The 23,957-nt window shown below is 59.5% G+C and carries 20 protein-coding genes and 1 pseudogene; 12 read left to right on the top strand and 9 right to left on the bottom strand.

The genetic code is table 11. The features are described 5' to 3' along the window. The first annotated feature begins 52 nt into the window (after positions 1-52). The 10 genes from AC1RAC_RS00425 to AC1RAC_RS00470 all read left to right on the top strand — a co-directional run bounded on the left by AC1RAC_RS00425 (position 53) and on the right by AC1RAC_RS00470 (position 13,276). Complete coding sequence (locus AC1RAC_RS00425) at positions 53-2,374, top strand: efflux RND transporter permease subunit (protein WP_371262622.1); 2,322 nt, start codon at positions 53-55, stop codon at positions 2,372-2,374. A 10-nt stretch (positions 2,375-2,384) separates the two neighbouring features. Then, the gene (locus AC1RAC_RS00430; RefSeq protein ID WP_492615991.1) at positions 2,385-3,329 is read left to right on the top strand and encodes a WD40/YVTN/BNR-like repeat-containing protein; all 945 of its coding nucleotides are present in this window, start codon (positions 2,385-2,387) and stop codon (positions 3,327-3,329) included. Positions 3,330-3,571: 242 nt separating this feature from the next. Next, entirely contained in the window at positions 3,572-4,855 is a 1,284-nt protein-coding gene (locus tag AC1RAC_RS00435; RefSeq protein ID WP_492615992.1) for an acyl-CoA dehydrogenase family protein, read from the top strand. A gap of 54 nt (positions 4,856-4,909) precedes the next feature. Further along, on the top strand, positions 4,910-6,043 hold the full coding sequence (locus tag AC1RAC_RS00440; RefSeq protein WP_054896436.1) for a saccharopine dehydrogenase family protein: 1,134 nt from the start codon (positions 4,910-4,912) through the stop codon (positions 6,041-6,043). 10 nt (positions 6,044-6,053) lie between these two features. Continuing rightward, positions 6,054-7,613: an AMP-binding protein gene (locus AC1RAC_RS00445; RefSeq protein ID WP_054896437.1), complete on the top strand. Its 1,560-nt coding sequence runs from the start codon at positions 6,054-6,056 to the stop codon at positions 7,611-7,613. Between the two features lie 13 nt (positions 7,614-7,626). Continuing rightward, the gene (locus AC1RAC_RS00450) at positions 7,627-8,865 is read left to right on the top strand and encodes a thiolase family protein (RefSeq protein ID WP_054896438.1); all 1,239 of its coding nucleotides are present in this window, start codon (positions 7,627-7,629) and stop codon (positions 8,863-8,865) included. 11 nt (positions 8,866-8,876) lie between these two features. After that, positions 8,877-10,244, top strand: coding sequence for an NAD(P)/FAD-dependent oxidoreductase (locus AC1RAC_RS00455; protein WP_492615993.1), 1,368 nt, complete (start codon positions 8,877-8,879; stop codon positions 10,242-10,244). Positions 10,245-10,435: 191 nt separating this feature from the next. Continuing rightward, the gene (locus AC1RAC_RS00460; RefSeq protein ID WP_054896440.1) at positions 10,436-11,908 is read left to right on the top strand and encodes a flavin monoamine oxidase family protein; all 1,473 of its coding nucleotides are present in this window, start codon (positions 10,436-10,438) and stop codon (positions 11,906-11,908) included. 9 nt (positions 11,909-11,917) lie between these two features. Beyond that, positions 11,918-12,574, top strand: coding sequence for a c-type cytochrome (locus AC1RAC_RS00465; protein WP_089041693.1), 657 nt, complete (start codon positions 11,918-11,920; stop codon positions 12,572-12,574). Positions 12,575-12,613: 39 nt separating this feature from the next. After that, positions 12,614-13,276, top strand: a complete 663-nt coding sequence (locus AC1RAC_RS00470; RefSeq protein WP_236454252.1) for a hypothetical protein — start codon at positions 12,614-12,616, stop codon at positions 13,274-13,276. A gap of 88 nt (positions 13,277-13,364) precedes the next feature. Here AC1RAC_RS00470 and AC1RAC_RS00475 read toward each other — a convergent pair whose 3' ends face one another. The 5 genes from AC1RAC_RS00475 to AC1RAC_RS00495 all read right to left on the bottom strand — a co-directional run bounded on the left by AC1RAC_RS00475 (position 13,365) and on the right by AC1RAC_RS00495 (position 17,708). Further along, on the bottom strand, positions 13,365-14,021 hold the full coding sequence (locus tag AC1RAC_RS00475; RefSeq protein ID WP_054896443.1) for a c-type cytochrome: 657 nt from the start codon (positions 14,019-14,021) through the stop codon (positions 13,365-13,367). Further along, on the bottom strand, positions 14,021-15,505 hold the full coding sequence (locus tag AC1RAC_RS00480) for an FAD-dependent oxidoreductase (RefSeq protein ID WP_252950510.1): 1,485 nt from the start codon (positions 15,503-15,505) through the stop codon (positions 14,021-14,023). Before AC1RAC_RS00480 ends, AC1RAC_RS00475 begins: the two co-directional genes overlap by 1 nt. 186 nt (positions 15,506-15,691) lie before the next feature. Beyond that, positions 15,692-16,354 carry a TetR/AcrR family transcriptional regulator gene (locus AC1RAC_RS00485; RefSeq protein ID WP_054896445.1) on the bottom strand — a complete coding sequence of 221 codons (663 nt, stop codon included), beginning with the start codon at positions 16,352-16,354 and terminating at the stop codon, positions 15,692-15,694. A 90-nt stretch (positions 16,355-16,444) separates the two neighbouring features. Further along, positions 16,445-16,861: a RidA family protein gene (locus tag AC1RAC_RS00490; RefSeq protein ID WP_054896446.1), complete on the bottom strand. Its 417-nt coding sequence runs from the start codon at positions 16,859-16,861 to the stop codon at positions 16,445-16,447. A 13-nt stretch (positions 16,862-16,874) separates the two neighbouring features. Continuing rightward, complete coding sequence (locus tag AC1RAC_RS00495) at positions 16,875-17,708, bottom strand: phytanoyl-CoA dioxygenase family protein (protein ID WP_492615994.1); 834 nt, start codon at positions 17,706-17,708, stop codon at positions 16,875-16,877. Positions 17,709-18,454: 746 nt separating this feature from the next. Between AC1RAC_RS00495 and AC1RAC_RS00500 the strand changes: the two genes are divergently transcribed. Beyond that, complete coding sequence (locus AC1RAC_RS00500; protein WP_492615995.1) at positions 18,455-18,793, top strand: hypothetical protein; 339 nt, start codon at positions 18,455-18,457, stop codon at positions 18,791-18,793. A gap of 118 nt (positions 18,794-18,911) precedes the next feature. Here the strand turns inward: AC1RAC_RS00500 and AC1RAC_RS00505 are convergent, their stop codons facing one another. Next, positions 18,912-19,775: a methyl-accepting chemotaxis protein gene (locus tag AC1RAC_RS00505; protein WP_370694803.1), complete on the bottom strand. Its 864-nt coding sequence runs from the start codon at positions 19,773-19,775 to the stop codon at positions 18,912-18,914. Next, a pseudogene (locus tag AC1RAC_RS00510) lies at positions 19,770-20,525 on the bottom strand (MCP four helix bundle domain-containing protein); the annotation flags it as partial. The gene AC1RAC_RS00505 and the pseudogene AC1RAC_RS00510, both read right to left, overlap by 6 nt. A 157-nt stretch (positions 20,526-20,682) precedes the next feature. On the opposite strand from AC1RAC_RS00510, the gene AC1RAC_RS00515 reads away from it, so the two are divergent. Further along, the gene (locus tag AC1RAC_RS00515) at positions 20,683-21,894 is read left to right on the top strand and encodes a multidrug effflux MFS transporter (RefSeq protein WP_492615996.1); all 1,212 of its coding nucleotides are present in this window, start codon (positions 20,683-20,685) and stop codon (positions 21,892-21,894) included. A 96-nt stretch (positions 21,895-21,990) separates the two neighbouring features. On the opposite strand, the gene AC1RAC_RS00520 is transcribed toward AC1RAC_RS00515, so the two are convergent. Both AC1RAC_RS00520 and AC1RAC_RS00525 read right to left on the bottom strand, forming a co-directional pair. Next, positions 21,991-22,905: a site-specific integrase gene (locus AC1RAC_RS00520; RefSeq protein ID WP_034127441.1), complete on the bottom strand. Its 915-nt coding sequence runs from the start codon at positions 22,903-22,905 to the stop codon at positions 21,991-21,993. A gap of 108 nt (positions 22,906-23,013) precedes the next feature. Continuing rightward, complete coding sequence (locus tag AC1RAC_RS00525; RefSeq protein ID WP_054896499.1) at positions 23,014-23,826, bottom strand: M949_RS01915 family surface polysaccharide biosynthesis protein; 813 nt, start codon at positions 23,824-23,826, stop codon at positions 23,014-23,016. Positions 23,827-23,957: the final 131 nt, after the last annotated feature.

Consider the following 23,957-nt stretch of genomic DNA (forward strand, 5'->3'; position numbering starts at 1 on the left):
CACTTCGCGCGGCGTGTTACCGCGCATCGAACAATGGCTGTTCTCGCATCGCATGCTGACGTTGGCGAGCCTGGCGCTGTTCACCTTGGGCATGGCTTGGTTTGCCGTGCAGTTGCGCATGGAAGCCGGGTTTGAAAAGCAGTTGCCCATCGGCCATGAATACATCGAGACCTTTGAGACCTATCGCAATGACTTGCTCGGCGCGAATCGGTTGACGGTGGTGGTCAAGGCTCGCCAAGGGACGATCTGGAGCCAGGCAGGGCTCAACCGTCTGTATGACGTCACCCAGGCGCTGATCTTTCTGCCCAACGTGTCGCGCAGCAGTGTGCGTTCGTTGTGGACGCCCAACGCGTTCGTCAATGAAATCACCGAAGAGGGCTTTCGTGCCGACCCGCTGGTACCAGGGACGGTAACGCCGGAAAGTCTCGATGATACGAGCATAGCCATGATCGCCAACTCGACGGCGCAGGGTGGTTTTATCGGAACGCTGGTGGCTCGCGACCAAAGCAGCGCGATGATCACGGTCGACCTCAACGAGTTCGATACTAACGGCCAGCGCCTGGACTATGTGGCTTACAACCAGGTCCTGGAGCAGCAGATTCGCGGTCAGTTCGAGGACATGGATTTCGAGATCCAGATCATCGGCTTCGCCAAGCAGATCGGGGACATTGCCGTGGGCGCTTCGGCGGTTTTCGAGTTCTGTCTGCTGGCCTTGTTGCTGACAGCGGCTGCGGTGTTCTGGTACTGCCATTCGCTGCGTTTCACCTTGCTGGCGGTGGGTTGCTCGCTGGTTTCGCTGATCTGGCAGTTCGGCGCTTTGCGTCTGCTCGGCTATGGCCTCGATCCGTTGGCGGTGCTGGTACCGTTTCTGGTGTTTGCCATAGGGGTATCCCATGGCGTGCAGCAGATCAACTTCATCATTCGCGAGATCGCCTGCGGCAAGTCGGTGGAGGGCGCGGCGCGTGCCAGTTTCAGTGGGTTGCTGATTCCCGGCACACTGGCGTTGGTCACCGCATTCGTATCGTTCGTGACGTTGCTGTTGATCCCGATACCCATGGTGCGGGAACTGGCAATCACCGCTTCACTCGGGGTGGCGTTCAAGATCGTCACCAATCTGGTGATGCTGCCCGTGCTGGCCTCGATGCTCAGGGTGCATGACGGTTACGCCGCAGCCGAGGAAGTTTCTCGCCAGCGCCGTGTCCGTTGGTTACACGGTCTCGCCCGTTTGAGCGAATGGCACAACGTGCGCTGGGTGCTGGGTATGGCCGTGCTGATCTTTGTCACGGCGGCGTGGCAAAGCCATGATCGAGTCGTCGGTTCTTTACAGGCCGGAGCCCCGGAACTGCGCGAGGATGCGCGCTTCAATCGGGATGCGCTGTCGATCGCCAGCAATTACGACATTGGTCTGGACTGGCTCAGTGTGGTCTTCGAGGTCAAGGTCGATGGCGGTGCGAACGACTGCGAGAACGTCGCTCTCGGCCAATATCAGGACCGTTTTGTCTGGGCCATGCAAGGTGTGCCTGGTGTGGTCTCGGTGACCTCGTTTTCCAACAGCCTGCGCCAGTTCAACGAGGGCTATAACGAGGGCAACCCGAAAATGAACGCGGTGCCCATCGACCCGACCAACTACTCGTCGATGGCCGCCGAGGTGGCTCGCGTGCCCGGCATGATGCGGCCTGATTGCAGTATGACCGCGGTGCATTTGTTTCTCGCCGATCACAAGGCAACCACCATTCACCGGGTGATCACCGCGGCCAAGGCTTTCCGCAGCCAGTTCACTCAGCCCGGGGTGAGTGTACGTCTGGCGTCCGGTAACGCCGGCGTGATCGCGGCGATCAACGAAGAAGTGGAACGCAGCGAGTTGCCGATGATGCTTTACGTCTACGGCGCTATCGCGCTGCTGGTGTTTGTCGTCTACCGCGATTGGCGCGCAGTGCTGGTCTGCTGCCTGCCGCTGACTCTGGGGACCTTCATCGGCTACTGGTTCATGAAGGAGCTGCAGATCGGCCTGACCATCGCCACCTTACCGGTCATGGTGCTGGCGGTCGGCATCGGCGTGGATTACGCGTTCTACATCTATAACCGTTTGCAGCTGCATCAGGCGCTCGGGCAACCGATCACCAAAGCCGTGGAGCATGCATTGCTGGAGGTCGGCGTCGCCACGATTTTTACTGCGATCACCCTGGCGGCGGGCGTCGCCACCTGGGCGTTTTCCGACCTGAAGTTTCAGGCAGACATGGGCAAGCTGTTGGCCTTCATGTTTCTGGTCAACATGATCATGGCTATGACCGTTCTCCCAGCCTTCGCAGTATGGCTGGAGCGGACATTCCCGCGACGGCGCCCAGTGCGCCTGATCGGCTCACTGGTGCATTGAGGAGACAGCCATGCGAAACCTGATGCCTTTACTGGTTCTGATGTTGCCGGCGTTATTGCAGGCTTCGTCCTTGTCGGCTGTACCGGCTACACAAACGGCCAGCGCCAATGCCGCGACGCTGTTGAGCGTTGCCCGGGCCGGGGAGCGAACCGTTGCCGTCGGCGATCACGGCGTGGTGCTGTTGTCGGATGATCACGGTGGGCATTTCCGTCAAGCGACATCCGTGCCGTTGGCCACCCCTCTGACGGGGGTGTCCTTCGTCGATGCCCGTCAGGGTTGGGCCGTTGGTCACTGGGGGGCGATTCTGGCCACTACTGACGGCGGCGATACCTGGCAGGTGCAGCGCCTTTCCAGTGCAGAAGATCGGCCACTGTTTGGCGTGCACTTTTTCAATCCGCAGCAAGGGGTGGCGGTGGGGCTGTGGTCGCTGGTGCTGACCACCGATGACGGCGGCAAGCACTGGACCGAGCAGCGACTCGAAGCTCCGCCGGGTTCGAAGCGGGCCGACCTAAACCTAATGGGGCTGTTTGCCGATGGGGAAGGGTGCTTGTACGCCACCGCCGAACGCGGCCAGTTATTGCGCTCAGACGATCAGGGCAAGCACTGGCGCTATGTGGATACCGGTTACAGCGGCACGCTGTGGACGGGGGCGGTGCTGGGCGACGGCTCGCTGCTGGTGGGCGGGCAACGCGGCACGTTGCTGCACGGCTCCGCCGACGGCGCACGTTGGCAGCGCGTGTCGCTGCAAAGCAAGAGCTCGGTCACCGCCATCGATGTTTCCGGGCAAACAGTCATCGCCGTAGGTCTGGACGGTTTGATCGTGCGCAGCGACGACGGTGGCCAAAGTTTCCATGAACAACCCAGCGGCGACGGGGTTTCGCTCACGGCGACACTGCTGAACGGGGATGGCTCGCCGATCGTCTTTTCCCGTAGAGGCGTCGTTTCTCGGCACTGATAACGGCGGTATGTCGGGAGGCGGACGCCATGCTCGTTTCCCGACACGTCGGCGCGATTTTTTCTCAAACGAACTGCTGATTTCCGGCCGAATTTCCGTGCCTGGATGAGTTTCTATAGGTGCAAAATAATAAACATAACGAATGTTGCGTTAATTAATTTTGCTTGTTAGAGTCGATGGCAAATAACAAGACGCAGCACGCTGCAAGCGCAGCGGCTGCCACTCTCGATGGAGGTACTTTGATGATCTCGCTCAAGTCGACACTCACCCTGCCAGCCGCCGGACTCACCGGTTTCGAAACCCCGCTGACGGAAGAGGAGGCTGCGATTCAGGTCTCCGTGCACCGCTTCGCCAAAGAAGTGTTGCGACCATTGGGTCGCGAGCTGGACCGCATGACCGCCGAAGAGGTGGTTGCCCCTGGCTCGCCTTACTACTCGCTGTTTGCCGAGTTCGCCAAGCTCGGCCTCGACCCGGCGCTGTTGGCACAGTTGCCGCCGGACATGGCGGTGCGAATCGAATCGCTGATCGGTGAAGAACTCGGCTGGGGCGACGCCGGGCTGGCGATCTCTTTGGGCTGCGCCGGTTTCCCTCTGCAAATGGCCGTTGCCGCCGGCAATGCCGAACTGGTCGAACTCTGCCAGGGCCGGATCGGCTGCTGGATGGCCACCCAACCCGACCGTGGCAGCGACAACCAGATCTTCGACATGGCGCGAGACTGGCCAGCGGGCAAGCTCGGCAATATCGGCAACCTGACCGCCAAAGTGGTTGGCGATGAAGTCATCCTCAACGGCCAGAGCTCGGCGTGGGTCTCCAACGGCGTCATTGCCCAAGTGGCACTGGGCTTGATCTGCGCCGATTACGGTGACGGTTTTTACGATGAGAACGGCCGGCCGCACGGGATTGCGCTGATTATTCCGCTTGATCTGAAGGGCGTGTCCAAAGGCAAGCCGCTGGACAAAATCGGGCAGCGATCCTTGCCTCAAGGCGAAATCTACTTCGACAGCGTACGAGTGCCTCGGCGCTTTGCTATCGCCGAGCGCGACAACTACTACGGCGCCGTCAGTTCTTCCTGGTCGTTCGCTGGCACCCACATGGGCCAGGTGTTTACCGGTGTCGCACGAGCCGCCTTCGAAATGGCCCTGCAGTACTGCCATGAGCGCCGCCAGGGCGGGCACCCATTGATCGACCACCAGATGACCCGTCTGCGCCTGGGTGACATGTTGCGTCGGGTCGAAACGGCCCGTGCGGTCGCCCGACGTTCGCTGAGCTTCGCGCGCCTGTCGCCGCAAACCCATCCGTACGCCACCGCCTCCGCCAAAGTCACGGTGACCGAAGAGGCGATGGCCGTTGTGCAGGAAGCTTTCCGCCTGTTCGGTGGCAATGGCACCACCCGTGAATACCCGATCGAAAAACTCTTGCGTGACACCCAGTCGTCATTGATCGAGGACGGCGAAAACCGGGTCCTGACCATGCGCCTGGGGCTGCTCGCCCAGCAGCTGTACGCCGAAGGCTGGGCTAACAACTGATTCTGAATGCACCCGACATCACTCATCCAACAATAACAAATGAGGTAAAACCCGATGGCCAAATATCCTGTCGTTGTCTATGGCGCCAGTGGTTACACCGGCATGCTGATCATGGACTGGTTGATCGACCAGCACATCCCGTTCACCGCCGTCGCTCGCAACGCCGCCCGTGCTCAGGAAATGATGGCACAACGCGTCGTCGGCCTGGAGTCGGCCACTTACGAAATCATTGAATGCGCCCACGAGGTCGACGCGCTGGTCTCGGTTTTCAAAGGTGCGCGCGTGGTGTGCAACACGGTCGGCCCGTTCATCAATTTTGGCCTGACTGCCGTAGAAGCGGCCTTGAAAGCTGGCTGCCATTATCTGGATCCAGCCGGAGAGCAGGCGCACATTCGAGCCTTGCGTGATCAGTTCGGCGAGCTGTATCGCCAGGCCGGGCTGCTGCTGTCGCCATCGCTGGCGTACATGTACACCTACGCCGAGATCGCCGCCGAATTGGCCCTGGAAACACCGGGCGTCGATTCGCTGGAAACCGCGACACTGACCCGCGGCCCACGCACCGGTGCCGCTGGGGTGACTGTCGGTTCAACGGCGACCATTTTCGAGGGCGTCCGTTACCCCGGCGCCTACCTGTGGGAGAAGGAACTGGTGCCTTATGCGCCGAACACAAGCTTCAACGTGGTTTGTCCTGATCTGCTGGAAGCTGTGTTCTGCCTGCCTTGGGGCGGCACTTCACTACCGGTATTTTACGAAGAGGATGGCCGGGTACGCAGTTGCATGTCCTGTGTCGGCTTCTACGACAACCCGGTGATGAAAATGGTCCACGGCCTGGGTGAGAAGTGGGAAGCCGAATACAAGCACCTGCCCAAAGAACAGCAGGACGCGGTGATCCAGAGCCTCGTGCAATCGACCACCCCGAGCATGCCACCGCGTGAACGCAGCACTCTGCAACGCACCGTTGACTTCGCAATCGGTCGTGGTCAACTGACGGCCGTGCGTGCCACCGTGCATGGCATCACGCCTTACATCGCCACCGGGGCCTTGCACGCCGCAGCCGTGGTCAAACTGTTGAATAACGACACCGCCAGAACCGGTTTCGCCTCGGCCTCGAAAGCCTTCGGTCATCGCTATCTGCTGGGCTTCCTCGAGCAGCGTGGCCTGGCCCGCGCAACCGTTACTCAACTGTGAAGTGAATAACATGGCGATTATTGATTTCTTCGACCGTGGCTGGCGGATCAATCCGCACGGCGCGGCGTACATCCAGGACGATCGGGTGTTCACCTTCACCGAAGTCCGCAACCTGTCTAGCCGGATCGCCAACGCGCTGTTAGCCGCCGACCTGCCCGGCGGCACCAAGGGCGCAGTCTGGTCGGCCAACGATGCGGTGGCCTGGACCTGCACCCTGGGGCTCTGGCGCGCCAACCTGTGCTGGATTCCCATCGGCGCACGCAACAGCGCCGAAGAGAACCGTCACGTGCTCGATGCCTTCGACTGCGAGGTGCTGTTTTTTCAACGAGAGTTCGCGCCGATCGTCGACGCGTTGCGTTCGAGCCTGCCGAAAATCCGGTTGTGGATCTGCATTGACGAGCACTTGCCCGGGGCGCCGTCGCTAAAGTCCTGGATCGCGGATCAGCCGGCCACGGCACCGAAGGTCGAGTATCAACTCGATGATGTCGTGGCGCTCTCGCCAACCGGCGGCACCACGGGGCTGCCGAAAGGGGTGATGAACACTCATCGCAGCATCCAAACGTTCTGCGCGCACTTTATGATCAATTTCCCATATGCCGATGAGCATCCGCCGGTCAACCTGGCGGCGGCGCCGATGACGCATACCGCCGGCACGCTGTCCCTGCCGTGCACCTCGCGCGGAGGCACCGTGGTGATCATTACTAAGCCGGATCCTGCACTGATGCTGGCAATGATTCCGAAATACAAGGTCACCGAGACCTTTCTACCGCCGACGGTTATCTATCGACTGCTGGATGTTCCGGATCTGGCGCAGAAGGTCGATTTCAGCTCGTTGAAGTATTTCCTGTACGGCGCGGCACCGATGTCGGTGGACAAGCTCAAGCAAGCCATCGAGACCTTTGGCCCGGTAATGGCCGGCGGTTACGGTCAGACGGAAGCGCCGGCCTCGATTTCCAACCTGCCGCCCGCCGAACATTTGCACGGTGGACGTCTTGCAACGGACGAGCGTTTGTCATCGGTAGGCCGTCCTAATCCGCTGGTTCGGGTGGAAATTCTCAGCGACGCCGGAGACATTCTCGGCCAGGGCCAAACCGGAGAAATCTGTGTGCGCGGCGATCTGGTGATGAAGGGCTACTACAAGGATCCGCAGAAAACCGCAGAAACCATCGTCGATGGCTGGCTGCACACCGGCGACATCGGCCATTTCGATGTGCACGGCTACCTGCACATTACCGACCGCAAGAAAGACATGATCATCTCCGGCGGATTTAACGTTTATCCCAGTGAAGTCGAGCAAGTGCTGTGGAGTCATCCGGCGGTGCAGGACTGCGCCGTCATCGGTGTGCCAGATGAGCAATGGGGCGAGGGCGTGAAGGCCGTGGTCGAGTTGAGCGCCGGGCATACCGTCACTGCTGAGGAGTTGATCGAGCTGTGCAAGACCCGGCTCGGTTCGGTCAAGTCGCCGAAAACCGTGGATTTCATTGATGCATTGCCACGCAGCCCGGTCGGCAAAGTACTGAAAAAAGATCTGCGTGCCCATTACTGGCAAAACGTTGAGCGGCGTATCTGAGGGAAATGATCTGATGGAACCTATTTACATCGCCGGCATTGCCATGACCGAGTTCGGTCGCCACTTGGACCGAAGCCTTCAGGATCTGGCGCTGGAGGCCTTGCAAGGCGCACTCGCCGATTCCGGTGCCCTGCGCGCCGATATCGGTGCGGTGTTCTACGCCGGGATCACCAACGGTCATCTGCAAGGGCAACTGTCGATTCCCGGGCAGGTGCTGTGCAGCAAGATCGGCCTCGAAGGGGTGCCGGTGTACAACGTCGAAAACGCCTGCGCCTCGGGCAGTACCGCGGTTCATCTGGCAGTGCAGAGCTTGCGCTCGGGGGCTACCGACGTAGCCCTGGCGTTGGGCGCGGAGAAAATGAACGTGCCGGACAAGGCGCGGGCGCTGGCCCTGTTCGAAACCGGCTGGGACGTTTCCACCGCCGAGGAAAACTACGCGACGCTGGTGAAAATGGGCGAGGGCATCGTGGTGCCGCCGGGCTCGGAATCCGATCGTCCATACAGCAAGTTCATGGCCATCTATGCCGCCATGTGTCGCTGGCACATGAAGACCTACGGCACCACTCAGCGACAGATTGCAGCGGTGTGCGCCAAGAATCATCAACACTCGGTGCACAACCCGTATTCGCAATTTCGCAAGACCTTCACCATCGAAGAAGTGCTCGCCGCGCCGCCGATCACTTATCCGATCACGCTGCCGATGTGTGCGCCGTTATCCGACGGCGCGGCCGCCGCGATTCTCTGTACCGAGGCGGGATTGAAACGCATTGGTGCCGACCCGAAACGTTGTGTGCGGATCGCCGCCAGCGTGATCCGCAGCTTCACCCTGCGTGGGCTCGACGAGCCGCACAAGCACGTCAGCCTGTTGGCAGCGCGTGAAGCCTACGAAATCGCCGGCCTTGGCCCGCAGGACATGCACGTGGCCGAAGTGCACGACGCCTCGGCCATGGGCGAAATCATCCAGGCGGAAAACCTCGGGCTTGCGCCGCTGGGGGAGGGTGGGGTGTGTGCCGAACGCGGCGATTTCACCCTGGGTGGTCGCCTGCCGATCAATCCCTCTGGCGGCCTGGAATCCAAGGGCCATCCGCTGGGTGCGACAGGGATCGGTCAGTTGTACGAGCTGACCACCCAGTTGCGCGGGGAGGCCGGTGCACGCCAGGTACCCGGTGCGCGGCATGCCATCCAGGAAAACGGTGGCGGTCTGCAAGGTGTAGAGGAAGCAGCCGTCGCTATTCACATCCTGAGTCGATAGGAGCACATCACATGTCCATGACCTACCAATCACGAGAGCTGGAAAGCCACTTCGCCGGCGGGCATTTCCGTCGGCTGGGTGGCTGGGTCGAAACTCCGGCTGATCTGCAACCCGAGCTTGAGGGCGATGTCAGCGCGGACGTCATCGTGATCGGTGGCGGTTTCGCCGGGCTGTCCACCGCCCTGGAACTGACGGCGTTGGGGGCCAAGGTTGTGGTGCTGGAGCAGGCGTTTGCCGGTTTCGGCGCCAGCGGGCGGAATGCCGGCTATCTGGGCGGCAGCGTCGGCATTGAGTTCGAGTTATTCTTGAAACGTGTTGGCAAGGAAAAAGCGCAAAAAATCGTCAAATTCTATGACGAAGCTGTCGCCTACGTCGAAGGTCGCTTACGCGAATTGGAGATCGACTGCGACTACAACGCATCGGGCATCATCAGGGCGGGCATCCATCCGTCGCAGGAGAAAAGGCTGCGCAAAAGCATGGCCGTGGGCCACGAATTGGGTTCGCAAACCGAGTTTCTGGATCAGGCACAAATGCGCGCGCGGGGCATTCCACCGGCCTTTCTGTTTGGCTGCCTGCAACGCCACGGCGGTACGCTGGACCCTGGCAAATATGTGATGGGCCTGCGCCGCGCTGCACTTCAGGCGGGAGTGAGGCTGTATGAAAACACCAAGCTTGAGTCGTACTCCGACGGGTCGACGATCACCTGCCGGACGCCACGCGGGCAGGCGAGCGCGCCGATAGTGGTGCTGGCCACCAATGCCTATACGCCGCAACTCGGTCTTCTGCGCGACAAAGTCGTTCCATTTCGAGTGTCGGCGGTCGAAACCGAGCCATTGACACCACAGCAGTTGGCATCGCTGGGCTGGGCAGGGCGGGAAGGGTTGACCACGCCGCACCTGGTGATGGAAAGCCATCGCCTGACCGCACGCAATACGCTGCTGATGACCACTAAACGGCTGGGTTATGCCTACGGCTCGAAAACCCCGAACATTCCCGATGAGGTGACCTACCGCGCGTTGCAAGACAACCTTGGCGTGCGTTTCCCGACGTTACGCGGTGTCGGCATTCAAGCGTGCTGGAGTGGTTACGTCAGCATGGCCTACGACGCGTTGCCGGTGGTGGGCGAAACCGGGTCGCACCACAACATTCTCTATACCGCGGGTTGCTCCGGACACGGCGTCGCATCGCAGTCGCTGATCGGTCACCTGCTGGCGGAAAGAATCGGCGGTATCGAGCATCCGCTGCTCACCGCGTTGCGGCATAAAACCCCGAAAACCCTGCCCGAACCGCTGCAGTGGTGCGCCGTGAATGTGGCGCTGGGAGGGGCACATCTGCTGGACGAATACACCAACCGCAAAGTTGCGCGCCCTCAGGCCTGACGGCTGAGGCTTATAGAACCAACACGCTGAGTTTGCATGATGACGCTGACCTTGAAGTCCTGGGGCCGGTAGGCGTTCGCCTGCAGAAAGACAAACGAATGTTTGCGTTTTCGTCACCCCTTTTTTACTGCCGCACCCACGCTCGGCCACGGGCGTTCAATTCAACAATAACGTGATGTGAGGCAACGAACATGAGCACTGACGCCCCTCCTGATTTGAAGCGCAGGCAACTACTCAAACTGGCCGGTGCCACTGCCGCCGTGGGATCGATCGGTTTGAACATTGGCCTGGCCACTGCCGCCGATGCGCTGCTCAAAGACAACCCGGACGATGTGTTTGATGTGGTGATCATCGGTGCCGGCCTGGCTGGTTTGACCGCCGCTCGTGATCTGCATCTGGCGGGTTGCGAGTCGCTGCTGGTGCTTGAAGCGCGTGATCGTGTCGGTGGCCGCACGCTCAATCATGACTTGGGTTCTGGCTATATCTCCGAGGCCGGAGGCCAGTGGATCGGCCCCGGACAAACCGCCGTAGCGGACCTGGCCCGTGAGCTTGAGGTCGGCACCTTTCCCAGTTTCTATGAGGGGGAAACCGTGATCCTCGGTGGCGATGGACGTGTCGCCGTCGATTTGAAAGGCACCTTCGGTACCGACGAAAGCGTCTCGGCAAAACTCAGCGAGCTGTCGCGTGATGTGCCGTGCGGCGCGCCATGGAAATCCCCCCGACTGGCCGAACTGGACAAGCTCTCGGCAGGCGACTGGCTGGCTCAGCAAAACATCAAACCGGAAGACCGCGCAGGGTGGAATGCCAGCTTTCTCCTGACCTGCGGCGTCACACCAGCGAAGATGGGCTTTCTGCATTTTCTGTCGATGATCAATTCGGCCGGCAGCGAATACATGCGGCTCGACTCGATCAAGGACAGCGCGCAAGGGACGCGGGTCGTCGGCGGTTCACAGGTTCTCAGCAGCAAAATGGCGCAATTGCTGGGTGACAAGGTTCGCTTGTCGTGCCCGGTGCGCAAAATTGCTGACTGGAACGGCGACATCGTCAGACTGCAAACGGATCAGGGCGAGATCCGCGCCCGGCGCGTGATCATGGCGATTCATCCAGCACTGTGCCAACGCCTGCAGTACGATCCACCGCTGCCCGAAACCCGCGCCGCCCTGCAGCGAGCCTGGCCGGCGCACTCGCCGGCACGCAAGACCACAATGGTCTACCCGCGGCCTTTCTGGCGCGACAAAGGCTTGAACGGCCATATCATTCAGGTCGGTGGGCCGGTCATCTGGGCATACGACAACTCGCCGCCAAACGGCGAAATCGGTGTGATCAATGCGTTCATTTTGAATGCCGCAGCCCCCACCGACCTAGAGGCCGCGAAGCGTATGCAGACCGAAATCTATGCACGTGCCCTGGGGGACGCAGCGCTCGAGCCGGTTTCCTATCACGATCATGACTGGGCGCATGCCGACCCGTGGACCATTACGTGCGTGTCGCCGATTCCCCCCGGTTTCTGGTCGACACATGGCGAGGCACTGCGTCCGCCCTGCGGCAATCTGTTCTGGTCGGGCACCGAAACCGCTGACATCTGGGCAGGTTACATGGACGGTGCCGTGCGCGCCGGACGCCACAGCGCCTTACAGGTGCTCAACGCATTACGTAGGGTGTAGGAGGCGGCAATGAAAAAAATCATAGCGCTTGGCGTCATCGTGGTCATTGCGGTGCTATTGGCGATTTTTGGCCGCGATCTGCTCGATCTGTACCGGCTGCAGAGTTACATCACCACCTCCACTGAGGCCTACCAGGCCGAACGCGGAAACTGGCCCCATCTGACCGATGCCTGCACCGGTTGCCATGGCAGCCACGGTAACTCGATGAACTCGAGGTATCCGAGCCTGGCCGGGCAACCCGCCGCGTATCTGTCTGCCCAGTTGCGCAATTTTGCGAGCGGACAACGGCTTGCGCCCAACATGGGGCCGTTGGCGATGACCCTCAGCCCGGATGATATTGATCTACTGGCGAATTTTTATGCCCGGCAATCGGTCGTTGCCCATGCGGCTGTCAGTCCTGACGAGGGGCTGAGGGATCAGGGCAAACAACTGGTGCAAACCCGAGGCTGCACCGCCTGCCATGGTGCCCAACTGATGGGCCAAGACGCCTTCCCACGCCTGGCTGCACAAGGGCAGGACTACCTTTTGGCCCAGCTCAACGCTTTTGCCAGCGCCGAGCGCATTGAGCCCAGTGGTGCCATGCAAGCCATGGCCGCAGCGCTGTCAGCGCAGGAGCGCCAAGCGATTGCGGCTTATCTGGCCGCACTCGTTCCTCAACCCCGCTAATCCATCAAATTATCTGTCAGCTGTACCGAGGCTATCGTTATGGAACCGAGAAATATTGTGCTGTGCCTTGCCTGTTTCTTGCTGCTTGCCAATGGGCTGACCTTCGGCATCAGGTTTCTGAAGAAAAGAAACCTGCTACTGGCTCTGGAGTGGTTTGTGGTTGCCTTTTCCGCAACAAACTTCCTGGTTTTTTTCCTGACGGGATCGGAGCATGCGTACCTGATTTCATACTTTTGCGACGCGTTCTCCAGAGCCTTTGGGATTCCGCTGATTACCGCGCTCGGGCTGATGGCGGTGACGCATGCCTACAAGCCGTCTGTGGGCAAGGAACTCATGATGTTTGCCGGCGCTCTGCTGGGCACACTCGCGTTGATCTCGGCCAAGGTTCTGGTCCCGCTCCTACCGTATTTCTACGTGCTGATGTGGATGATATTTTCGGTCTACCTGGTGTATTTCGCAGTACGCCTGGCAACCGTTGGAGAGTCACTGCACGCGATCGGAGTGATGTTTGGCATGCTCGCCTCACTGACCATTGCGTGCATCTACGACTTCTACAAGATCCCCGGCGACGATAGCAATGTACTGCTGAACTTCTACGTGCTTGCACTGACGACCTGGGCTTATCTGCTGGTGCACCTGTATTACGCGTATTGCGCGCTGGAGCGCGCGAAGGGCGCAATGGCAGCTCTGCAAACGCGCTGAGGGGTAGTTGAAGTGTTCGAAGCCGCCGTTCTGGCGGCTTTTTTGCGTGATGCAGAGGAGGACGGGGGGCATCCTTGCCCGTGCAGGATCAAGGGTTCAGCTTGGCCAGATAATGCGCCACGGCCTTGATGTCTTCATCGGACAGGGTGCCCGCCATGGCATTCATGGCCTGCGTCGGATCGGTGCGTTGGCCACACTTGAAAGCGCTCAATTGATCGCTCAGATAAAGCTGCCCTTGTCCGGCGATACGCGGAGCCAGGGGGCCGCCAGAGAGTTTTTCGCCGTGGCAGGCTGCACACCCGTTGGCGGCGACCACACGCTGACCGCGCTGGTCCAGCGCATCATCCTTCGTCGGGACTTCAGTCACACCAGGTTTCTGTTCGGAAAAATAGGCGGCCAGACGTTTGATCTGCTCGTCCGTCAGATTGGCCGCCAGTGGCTCCATCTGTGCGCTGTGGCGACGTCCTTCGGCAAACGCGTGCAACTGGTTTTCGATGTACGCTGCGGTCTGCCCTGCAAGCGCTGCGTATTGAGCGTCGCGCGGTTGACCGTTAGCGCCATGGCAAAGCGCGCAGGTGTCCTGTAACTGTGGCCACGCACCGCCATTGGCCTGGTATGCAGCGTCGTGCTGATCCACGGCCTGCATGAAACGATAGCCCGCCCACAGTTCCGGTCCATACATCGCAATTGATCCGGCCAACGCTGCGCTCACGACGATGGCTCCAACCATCATAATCCGCTTCATCAGGCGTTCCTCCGAGGTTGAAGTAACGCCTGGAGCGCTTCCATTGCCGCGCGATGTCCGGCGCGGACTGCACCGTCCATTGCCCCGGCCCAGATCTGCGCAGTCTCGGTACCCGACCAGATCATGCGACCGACCGCCGGCGTCAGATACTCGCCCCATTGCGTCCAGAAACCGGGAGGCATGGGGGAAATACAACTCAAACTCCACGGGTCGATCTTGCCCCAGTCCAGATCATGAAACTGAATCGGGTGCAGGGCTTGTTCGCCCATGGCGCTGGCGTAGATCGCCGACAAGGTGTCCTGCGCGGTTTTGGGGTCATGGGGTAATTGGCCAGTTCTGACGAAGCCGCTGAGCACACCCAGGCTGCCGTCCTCCGGCGAATTGTCAAAGGCCCAGATCAGCGGACCTTCCACTTGCACGATCTGGCCGTTGAGGCCTTGGTCGCGCCAGAACGGGCGCTCATAGACGTGCACGGTCTTGCGCATCGGTGCATGGGCCGGCCAATGCCGATGCAGCTCGGCACGCCCGGAGGGCAGGGGTGGATCGAAGACGATCTGATTGCACAGCGCCGGGCTCAGCGCGGCAATCACCTGCCGCGTGCGCATGATGCCCTGATCGGTATGCAACTCGACGACATCACGATCCCAACCGACAATCTTGCGCACTGGGCACGCCAATCGGACTTTTTCTCCGAGAGCTTGCGCCATCTTCAAGCTGAGGATTTGCGAGCCGCCTACCAAACGTGATTCCTGTGCACCCCCTTGGACACCTTCGAGCTTTTCGAGACGGCAGTCAGAGGAGTTGATCATCGCCAGGTAATGCAGGAGCCCCATGCCGGCCGGCGTGGTACCGAAGGTGAGGCTCACGGACATGTTGAAGCCGATCTTGTCGACATTGCTGATGCCTTGCCCGGCCAGCCATTGGCCAATCGAGAGTTTGTCCAGCTCACCCGCATCCTTGGCTTTCCACGGCGCTTTGCTGGGGACGCCTTCGGCGAGTTTGTTCAGTTTTGCGACGATGTCAGTATTGGAATTCGGACCATCGCTGACGTCCTCTTGGACTGTTACCTCGTCTATCAGATAGACCGCCTTGCCCTTGTAGTACGTAGGGAAGGTTGCGACATCAAGCTGTCTGGCCAGATCGGCGATTGACGTTTGACCGGGGCCGATCCATTGCCCACCGGCCTCGCAGATTACGCCATTGCCTAGGTCATGGTTAAGGGTGCGACCACCGACGCGATCGCGGGCTTCAAGCACGACAAACGACTCGCAGCCAGCGGCCTGGAGGTCTCTGGCAGACGTAAGCCCGGACAGGCCTGCGCCAATGATCACCACATCCAGTATCGAGGTGTCTAAAGGTTGGGTTTGCGCCATCGCACGCCCGGTGACACCGAGCACTCCGGCGAGGGCCGAGCCTCCAACCGCTTGCAATAACAATCGTCGCTGTCGTGATTGCGTCGACAGTTCATCGAGATCCGCATCCATCGTCACCTCCGTCTTTTAGTTATAATCACAGATGTTATGCAAATATATGACGGAACAGGAATTCAGCAAAGTGAAATCGGCGCAATGGCGATTAACCGAGGGGGTGAGAGATAGGCGGGCGCCATCAAGCAGGATTCGCTGCGCAAATGAAGCGAATCTTCTGGATGCCTGAGGGCAGGGTAGGGTTTAGCGAGCGGGGCTGATCAGCGTGATGACCGCATCCATCAAGGCCTTGCTGCGTTTGGCTTCAAATCGCTCTGGCTCGATTGGCAACATCATCATCCAGCCGTCACTCAGCGCGCTGAGCTGATCGGCGAGCAGATCGGCAGCAATGTCCTTGCGAATGATGCCCTGGGTTTGTCCTTTGCCCAGAATGCTTGCGAGATCCTCGCGAAAGCGCGAGTAACGTTTCTGGATTACGTCGGCAAACACCGGTTCGTGCCGGGCGTGTGCAAGCATCTGAAACAGGGCCAGCCAACGCGCCGAGTCGTTGGCTTGAGTCAGGTTCAACCACTGCTCGATCATTGCCCTGATATCGACTTTTTCCTGATCGGCATCCAGCAAGTGATCGAACTCGTCAAACAGACTCTGCGCCGCCGCCGTGATCATTTCTTCTTTATTGGCAAAGTAATAGGTCACGGCGCCCGTGGTGCAGCCGGCATGGCTGGCAACTTTGCGCAGAGACGTCCCGGCATAACCCTCCTGCGCAATGACTTCGATGGCTGCAGTCAACAGTTCACCGCGTTTTTCCAGACGGTTACCTACCGGGCGGCCGCGACGTGGGGCGGGCGCTGAATCACTGTCTTTGGAGTGCTGACTATCCGTGGAAGGCGCTTGAGCATCATGCATGAGAGAAAGTGATTCCGTTGGTTGAAGGCGTTGAGCCGGCAGCGGCTGCGAACGCCATTTTGGCTTGGCACGTCGCGATCATGCAATCGTTCAGATTCGACCGCTGCCAATCACCGCGACGGCCCGAACCTCCACGCGCAAGCCCGGCATTGCCAGTTGTGAAATGCCGACAGCGGTCCAGGCTGGATAACGTTCAGGGAAGTATTCGTCCTTTACCTGTCCAAAGGCGTGCACTTCGCCCTGCAGATCGGTATGAAACGTCATCAACTCGACGACATCAGCCAGGCTTGCGCCGGCAGCTTCGAGGATGGTCCGCAAAGACTGAAACGCCAGATGGGATTGCGCCTGGATGCCTTCGGCGGGAACCATGGCCTCGTCGATACCGACCTGGCCGGACACCCAGATCATGTTGCCGACGCGTGTTGCCTGGGAAAAGTGGAAGTTGTCGTAGATTGCCTGGGTGTGACCAGGGTTGAAGGACTGACGCTGCAGGACTTGAGTGTTCATGGCAATGCTCCTTTTATATTAATTGGCGGAACGTTGGGTGGCGGAAGCCGTCTCCCGCTTTCAGGGTCGACAGCTTTTCAGTAAACAGCACGCCTTGCTGCGGGTAACCGCTCGCGCTGTTTTCTGGTAAAGGATGGAAGGTGGCGTCGTCGCCAAAGAAACGGAAAACGAAGGTGTGACGATCCGGGAAAGCTTCATCCACTGGAGCGCCACCATGCAGTGAACCCGGATGCAGCAAGACGATATCGCCAGGCTCGGTAGCCCACGAAATGATGTCGAATGATTCGGGATCGTTTTGGCGCAGCGCCTCGATATCCGGCAGGCGTGGTAATGCGTCGCCGCCATGCAGCGGTTGAGTCGGATCGTTAGGATCGCGAAACGTAGTGCCGTCGTAGCGTGGTCCTTTGTGCGAACCTCGAACGATTTCCAAAGCGTTTTTCTTCGGCACTGATTCAAAACTGATCCAGGCATTGGCCCAGTGGCTTCCGGCCCATGGTAGATAAGACGTGTCCTGATGCCAAAGCGTGCGAGATCCGCGCCCACCTGCTTTGAGAAACACCTCTTCGGCGAAGTACCACACGTTTTCCGAGCCCCAGAGCTGCGCAAACAGCTGGCCAAAGGGCAGGGAGGTTACGAGTTCTTCAAGACGGGCTTTGGCGACGGGGTTGGCATTGTCAACATGGGACTGTTGCTCAGTCCCGTCGAACATTCGGGTTGCATGAGGGCCGTGATTCTCGACTGCCCAGTCATAGGCTGCCCGGCACTCAGCCAATTGATCTTTGTTCAGAAAACCTTTGATCAGGACGGCCCCGTCTTCCAGGAACGCCTTTCGCACAGAGAGTTGCATGAGAGCTTTCTCCTCGAAAATGCCACGTGGCAATTTCGATGCTAGCAGCCCTCAAAATTAAACACAACGACAGTTATGTTAATTATGAAGAGCCATTACGATGACAGAATCCTGAAGATCTGTGCATACCAGCAACGGCGCCGTCACGATCAAAGATGAGGGTTTCAGCTGCGCAGTCCTCACTCGGTGCCAAGCATCACCTTGTCTGAGCGCACAGCCCTTATCCAGGTATCGGCTTTTTGCGTAGCTATAGAAAGCCTGGATCGCTCGTAGATGCGCCGCCGCAGTATTGAAAACGCGGCGCCTGAGTTTGAGTTGGACGTACATGAGCGGACAAGCATGGGCAACGGCGCGCGTCACCAGCTTGCCCGAGCAGCGGTAGTCGTTGACCTGAAGAGGACTCGTCATGAGCACTATGGACATGGCTCATTGGGAGAGTAGGCGTAATAACGAATTCGTCGAATCAGTGACTTACGTCGCTTATGAACATATCCGACATAATACATTATTTAACATAATATACATTATGCGTACCACAATGTACGGGACTGGGGGGCTCTGGTGATGAGATTTCGAGCCTGGCACAGGCTTCGATCACTTGGCAGCAACCCGTACCTGGATATCAGTAAAGCGTAAGTCAAACAGGCTCGCGACACCTGACGACAACTCCGTCACGGTTGGCTTATCCGAGCACGTCATGAGAATCTACACGCTCAAACCACAGCTACCGATAATTGAGGTCATGGATGAAATTCAAGTTGTCCTTCACGCGCAAGAACAAGTCAGACTCAATGGAAATGGACATTTTCACACTTGAAGTCGATGCTCATGTTGAGCCAAAACGAATCGCTGATTTTGATCAAGGCACAGCTTCAGTTAGCTTTGGATACCCAGGAATCACTGAGGAATACAGTATTGTCAGTCCACCTACCCAAGATGACCTAATAGTTTTGGAGCTGGCCGGCAAACCGATTTTCAGGCTTTGGCAGCGAGATTCGGATGATTTGAGCATTGGTGCACCGATTACGGTGAGCCAAGGCGAATGCGACCACAGTCTGGGCCGTGTTACCCAACGAACCTGGTGACACACGCGTAAATTAGATGGAGGGACCATGAATTCTGGTCCCTCCGCCTCCATAGATTTACATGCATTATAACTAAACTAAATAACTATTTAGTTTAGTTATATCTGATCGTTATCCATCAAAGCCTAAACCGATCCACCGACTGCGAAAGCTTCCCCGCCAGACTCGACAACTCATCCGTCGTCGACGCCGTCTCGCCAATCACCCGACTGTTACTTTCCGACATCCCCGCAATCCTCTCCACCTGATGAGCAATCTCATTACTGGCCAGGCTCTGCTCACTAATAGTGCGGGAAATATCGTTGACCAATTCAGTGGTGCTCAGCGTGGCTTGGAGGATCTCGCGAATGGCACGTTCCACTTCGGCAGTCACCGCCATGCCCTTGTCCACTTGGGCAACGCCCTCCTCCATGCTGATCACCGCTTCACGGGTGTTTTGCTGGATACTCCCGACCATGCTGGCGATTTCTTGGGTGGAGGCGCTGGTGCGTCCGGCCAGGCTGCGCACTTCGTCGGCCACGACTGCAAAGCCGCGCCCTTGTTCACCGGCGCGGGCGGCTTCGATGGCGGCGTTCAGGGCCAGCAGGTTGGTCTGGTCGGCAATCCCCTTGATCACCTGGATAATGCTGTAGATCGCCTCGGACTCCTTGTCCAGCGTGCGGATCACTTGGGCTGACTGTTGGGCAGAACGGGCGATGCCATCCATGTCGCTGACCACCTGGTGGATAACCCGGCCGCCGTCCTTGGCCAGGGTTTCAGCCTGACTGGCCATGTCCAGGGCACGTTGGGCGTGACGGGTGATTTCTTCGATACTGGCGGTCATTTCGCTCGCGGCGGCGGCCATGGTGCTGGCGGCGACGCTTTGTTGCTGGCTGCTGCCTGCCACTTCATGGCAACCCTGGCTGAGGCGCTCGCTCATGCCATTGACGCCATGGGCATTGCTGCGAACCACTTCGATCATGCCGCGCAAATCCCGCTGCATCGTCGCCAGGCTGCGAATCAGTGCACTGGCTTCGTCCTGGTTCTTGGGTTCGGCAATCGGCTCGCTCAGGTTGCCATGGGCAATGCTCTGGGCAATACGGCTGGCGGTGCGCAACGGCCCCATGATGCTCAGGGTCACCCAACGTCCTTGTGCCAGCAGCAACAGCAGGCTCGCCCCCAATACAATAATCAAGGTCCAGTTAGCGTTACTGATGGTTTGCCGGGTACCGGTGCTGGTGAGTTGGGTATTGTTTTCGATCAGTTCGCTCAACGCCGCCATTTGTTCTTCCAACTGGCTGAACGCGGCATTGAAGGTCTGCAGTTCCCCTCGTGCGGCCTCTGGATTCTCCAGGGCCAGCGCGACGATGCGCTCGCCGGCACTGATGTAGGTGTCCAGGCTGGGTTTGATTTTTTCCAGGCTGGCCTTGATCGAGGCGTCCAACGGCAGCTTGAGATTGTCCGCCAGCACCTCGCGAAAGTGCTCGGCATGCTCCTTGATCGAGCTGTTGACCTCGGCCGGCGTACTGGTGCTTTTGCCCAGCCCGACCAACATCGCCGACAGTACATCCGCACGCAGGGCGTCGTGCATCATGTCGGCTTCCATGTGGTTGCGCAGTACCGTCATGCTGACGTCGTTGTCCTGTACCGCATCGGCCATCCGCGTATTGCCCAGGTAGCCAGCCAGGCTCATGATCAAAGCGGTGAGCAACCCGGTCGCAATCAACAGCACCAAGCGTAATTTGATCGTCATAGTGGTACCCCGTGCCAGGACCGCCGGTTGGGAACCCAACCGTTTCAATGTCGCTGCTAGCTGTATCGGCAGCTGTTGCTTGTTAGTGAAGCCTAAGTTTGCGGATCTGCGCGGTTCCCTTAAGCTGACCGTCCGTTGCTCTACCTGGATCTGCCAAATGCCTCAACGTATCGCCCGTCTCGCCCTGTTGCTGGGCTTGATCACCGCCGTCGGCCCGTTTGCCATCGACATCTACCTGCCGGCGCTGCCGACCCTGGGCTCCAGCCTCCAGGCCTCGCCGGCCGCCGTGCAGATGAGTTTGACGGTGTTCTTCATGATTATCGGCGTGTGCCAGTTGTTCTACGGCCCACTCAGCGATGTGTTCGGGCGTAAACCGCCGATTTATGCGGGCCTGGTGATCTTTGCCATTGGCAGTGTCGGCTGCGCGCTGGCACCGACCATCGAAGTGTTGATTGGCTTTCGTGCGGTGCAGGCGTTCGGTGCCTGTGCGGGGATGGTGATTCCACGGGCGATTGTCCGTGACCTGTACACCGGCCATGAAGCGGCGCGTCTGATGGCTTTGTTGATGCTGGTGATGAGTGTTTCGCCGATCCTCGCGCCACTGGCCGGTAGCGTGGTGATTTCGATCTGGAGCTGGCGCGAAGTGTTTGCCGTGTTGGCGGTGGTGGCCGTTCTGTGTCTGGTGATGACCGCAGTACAACTGCCAGAAACCCACCCGGCCGAGCGCCGCCTGGGCAAGACACTGGGCCAGGCGTTCGGCAGTTATGGCGCCCTCCTCCGCGACCCGGTCTTTACGGGCTTGTCGGTGGTGTGCGGGTTTGGTCTGGCCACCTTCTTCGTGTTCATCGGCAGCGCGCCCTTCGTGTACATCGAGTTTTTTGGCCTGACACCGACCCAGTTCAGCCTGTGCTTTGCGCTCAACGCGGCCTCGTTTTTCGCCATGAGCCAATTGACCGCCCGCCTCAGCGCCCGCTTTGGCCTGGCGCCGTTGATTCGCTGGTCGGTGGTGGGCGTGGCGGCGGTCATGAGCTTGCTGGCGGGCACCACACTGTGGGGTGACAGCCTGGGCTTGATGATGGGGCTGTTGTTTATCGGTTTCGGCTTTCTTGGCCTGCTATTGCCGGCGGCCGGGGTACTGTCGCTGGAGGATCATGGTGCGGTGGCAGGTTCTGCGTCTGCACTGCTGGGTGCGATCCAGATGGTCACAGCGGCTGTGGCGATGACCTTGGTGGGTATCTTTGCCGACCATACACCGGCGCCGATGTTGATCGGTATTGCGCTGTGTGCGCTTGCCGCGATGCTGACCACCTTGTGGACGTTGCGGCGCTTACCGGCTCACTTGACCTCAAGCGTCCCGCCTTCCTCTTGAGCACAGGAGCAGGCAGATTCAACATTCTGGTTGCCTGTGAGGCCCTCTTCGCAGGCAACCCAGCTCCCACATTTGAATCGTGGCGTATCCACAAGCCTACAAATCAAATCGGTCCACCGCCCGCCGGCGCTCATTGTCGTCACGCACGTCATAGCTGGCAGTGGTCTGGATGTTGGTGTGATGCGCCAGTTTCTGCGCAATCGACAAATCATGCTCCTCGATCACCCGGGTGATAAACGAACGACGGAAATCATGGGGCATGATCTTGACCCCCACTTGATCGCCGCGCTGGCGCGCGATGTAGTAAATCGCATGCTTGGTGATCCGCTCTCGGGTGATATGGCTGCCTCGCCGGATGCGGTTGAACAGGAAGCTGTCGTCCTGCTCGCCTTCCTTGAGGTGCTCGCGACGAAACGCCAGCCAGGCTTGCAGCTTGGCAAACGCCCAGTCCGGCGCGTACTTGACCAACTCTTTGTTGCCCTTGCCGATCACGCGCAAGCTGCGCTCGTCAAAGTTGACCTGTGCCAAGTCCAGGTTCACCGACTCCGACTTGCGCATGCCCGAGCCATATAACAGGCCGATCACCGCTGCATCCCGCAGGCCCTGGGGCCGAGGGTCGGCGGCGCAGACGTCGAGCATCTCGCGGATCAAGGTGCGGCGCAGATTGCGGCCCTGGCTCAGGCGCGTGCCAGGTGTGGCCTTGACCGAGCGCATCTTCAACAGGTGGTCCTGGCTGATCAAGCTCATGCGCCACGCTTCATTCATGACCCCGCGCACCGCATTCACATACAGCGACGAAGTGTTCGGCGCTAAGCCGTCCTCGCGCAAGGCAGCCACCAGTGCGATGACGTGTTCAGGCTGCAGCAGGTGCCAGTCAATCTCTTCGAGGTTGAGGTCTTCGAAACCCAAGCGGTCGGCGGCATCCTGCAGCACGTAGCGCATGGTCAGTTGGCTGGAAGGCGCCAGGCGGGTGAGATATAGGGTCAGTGGGTTGCAAATGGACTCGGTCAAGGTAGATCAGCCTTTGGATTAAATACACCGACCAACTATTTGATTAGTCGATGTATTTAGTGGATTGGCGAAGGCCGAGTCTAACCCAGGACCGGCCCTGGCACAAAATCACGGGGCCGATTCGTCGTCTTCGCTGGCTGCCTGGGGTTGGGCCTGGGATTGGCTCCAGTCAGCGTCCTGTTGCTGCATCAGCGCGAACCACTGCTGGCGCATAAAAGCGAGGTAACTGTCCGGCGCCTTGGCAAAGTCCTTCTCGTCGCCATAGCAGCCTGGCAGGGGCAGTTCGGTGCCCTGCTCCTTGTATTGGCTGACCAGCGCTTGCTGCGCCGCGACGCTGCAGTCGGTGGGCAGGGGCATGCCGCGCAAGGCACCAGCGTCCTCGTCCCACCAACTGGCGCCCACGCGGTCAAGGCCACGCAGACGATACTTCTCGGACTTGCCGGCATGCATGATCAACTTGAATTCGTTGGGGCTGACATCACTGGTGCAGGCCCGCGAATAACCGACCGTGGCCTGGGTATTGCCGTCGCCCAGCAGGTCGGTGACCTTGGTGGCAGCCCGGTCAAAGCGCAGCCCTGCGTCGAATTCGCAGTGCTGTACATCGTCGTACAGCATCCACACGCGCTTGGGGCGCTCGCCACCCAGCACGTATTGCGCCGCGTAGACAAAGGCCGATTGGGTACCATCGTCATCGCGCTCACCGACTTGCTCGGCGAGTACCAGCAGGTTTTTGCCTTGGCGGTCATCCCAGGTATAAGCCGCGACCTGCTTGCCGCGCACTTCCACCCCGTCCGGCACCTGGTCCAGTGGGGTCAGCGCGACGCCTTGATCGGCCCGCACGCTGGTGACACAGGCCACCGTCATCAACAATCCCATCAGCGCTGGCCGCAACTGGCCGCGTAAAAGCTGCACGCTATTCATCCGAGTACCCTGGCAAGAGAGGGCTTACTTTACCGGCACTTGAGCGCTAATGCAGAGAAGATTGTTGAAGGGCGAGCATTGGGCTGATCGCCTCGCTCAGATTGAACCAAGCGTCTTGTACGAAGCTCCGA

This window comes from Pseudomonas sp. GW823-FHT02F05, from assembly GCF_058797315.1.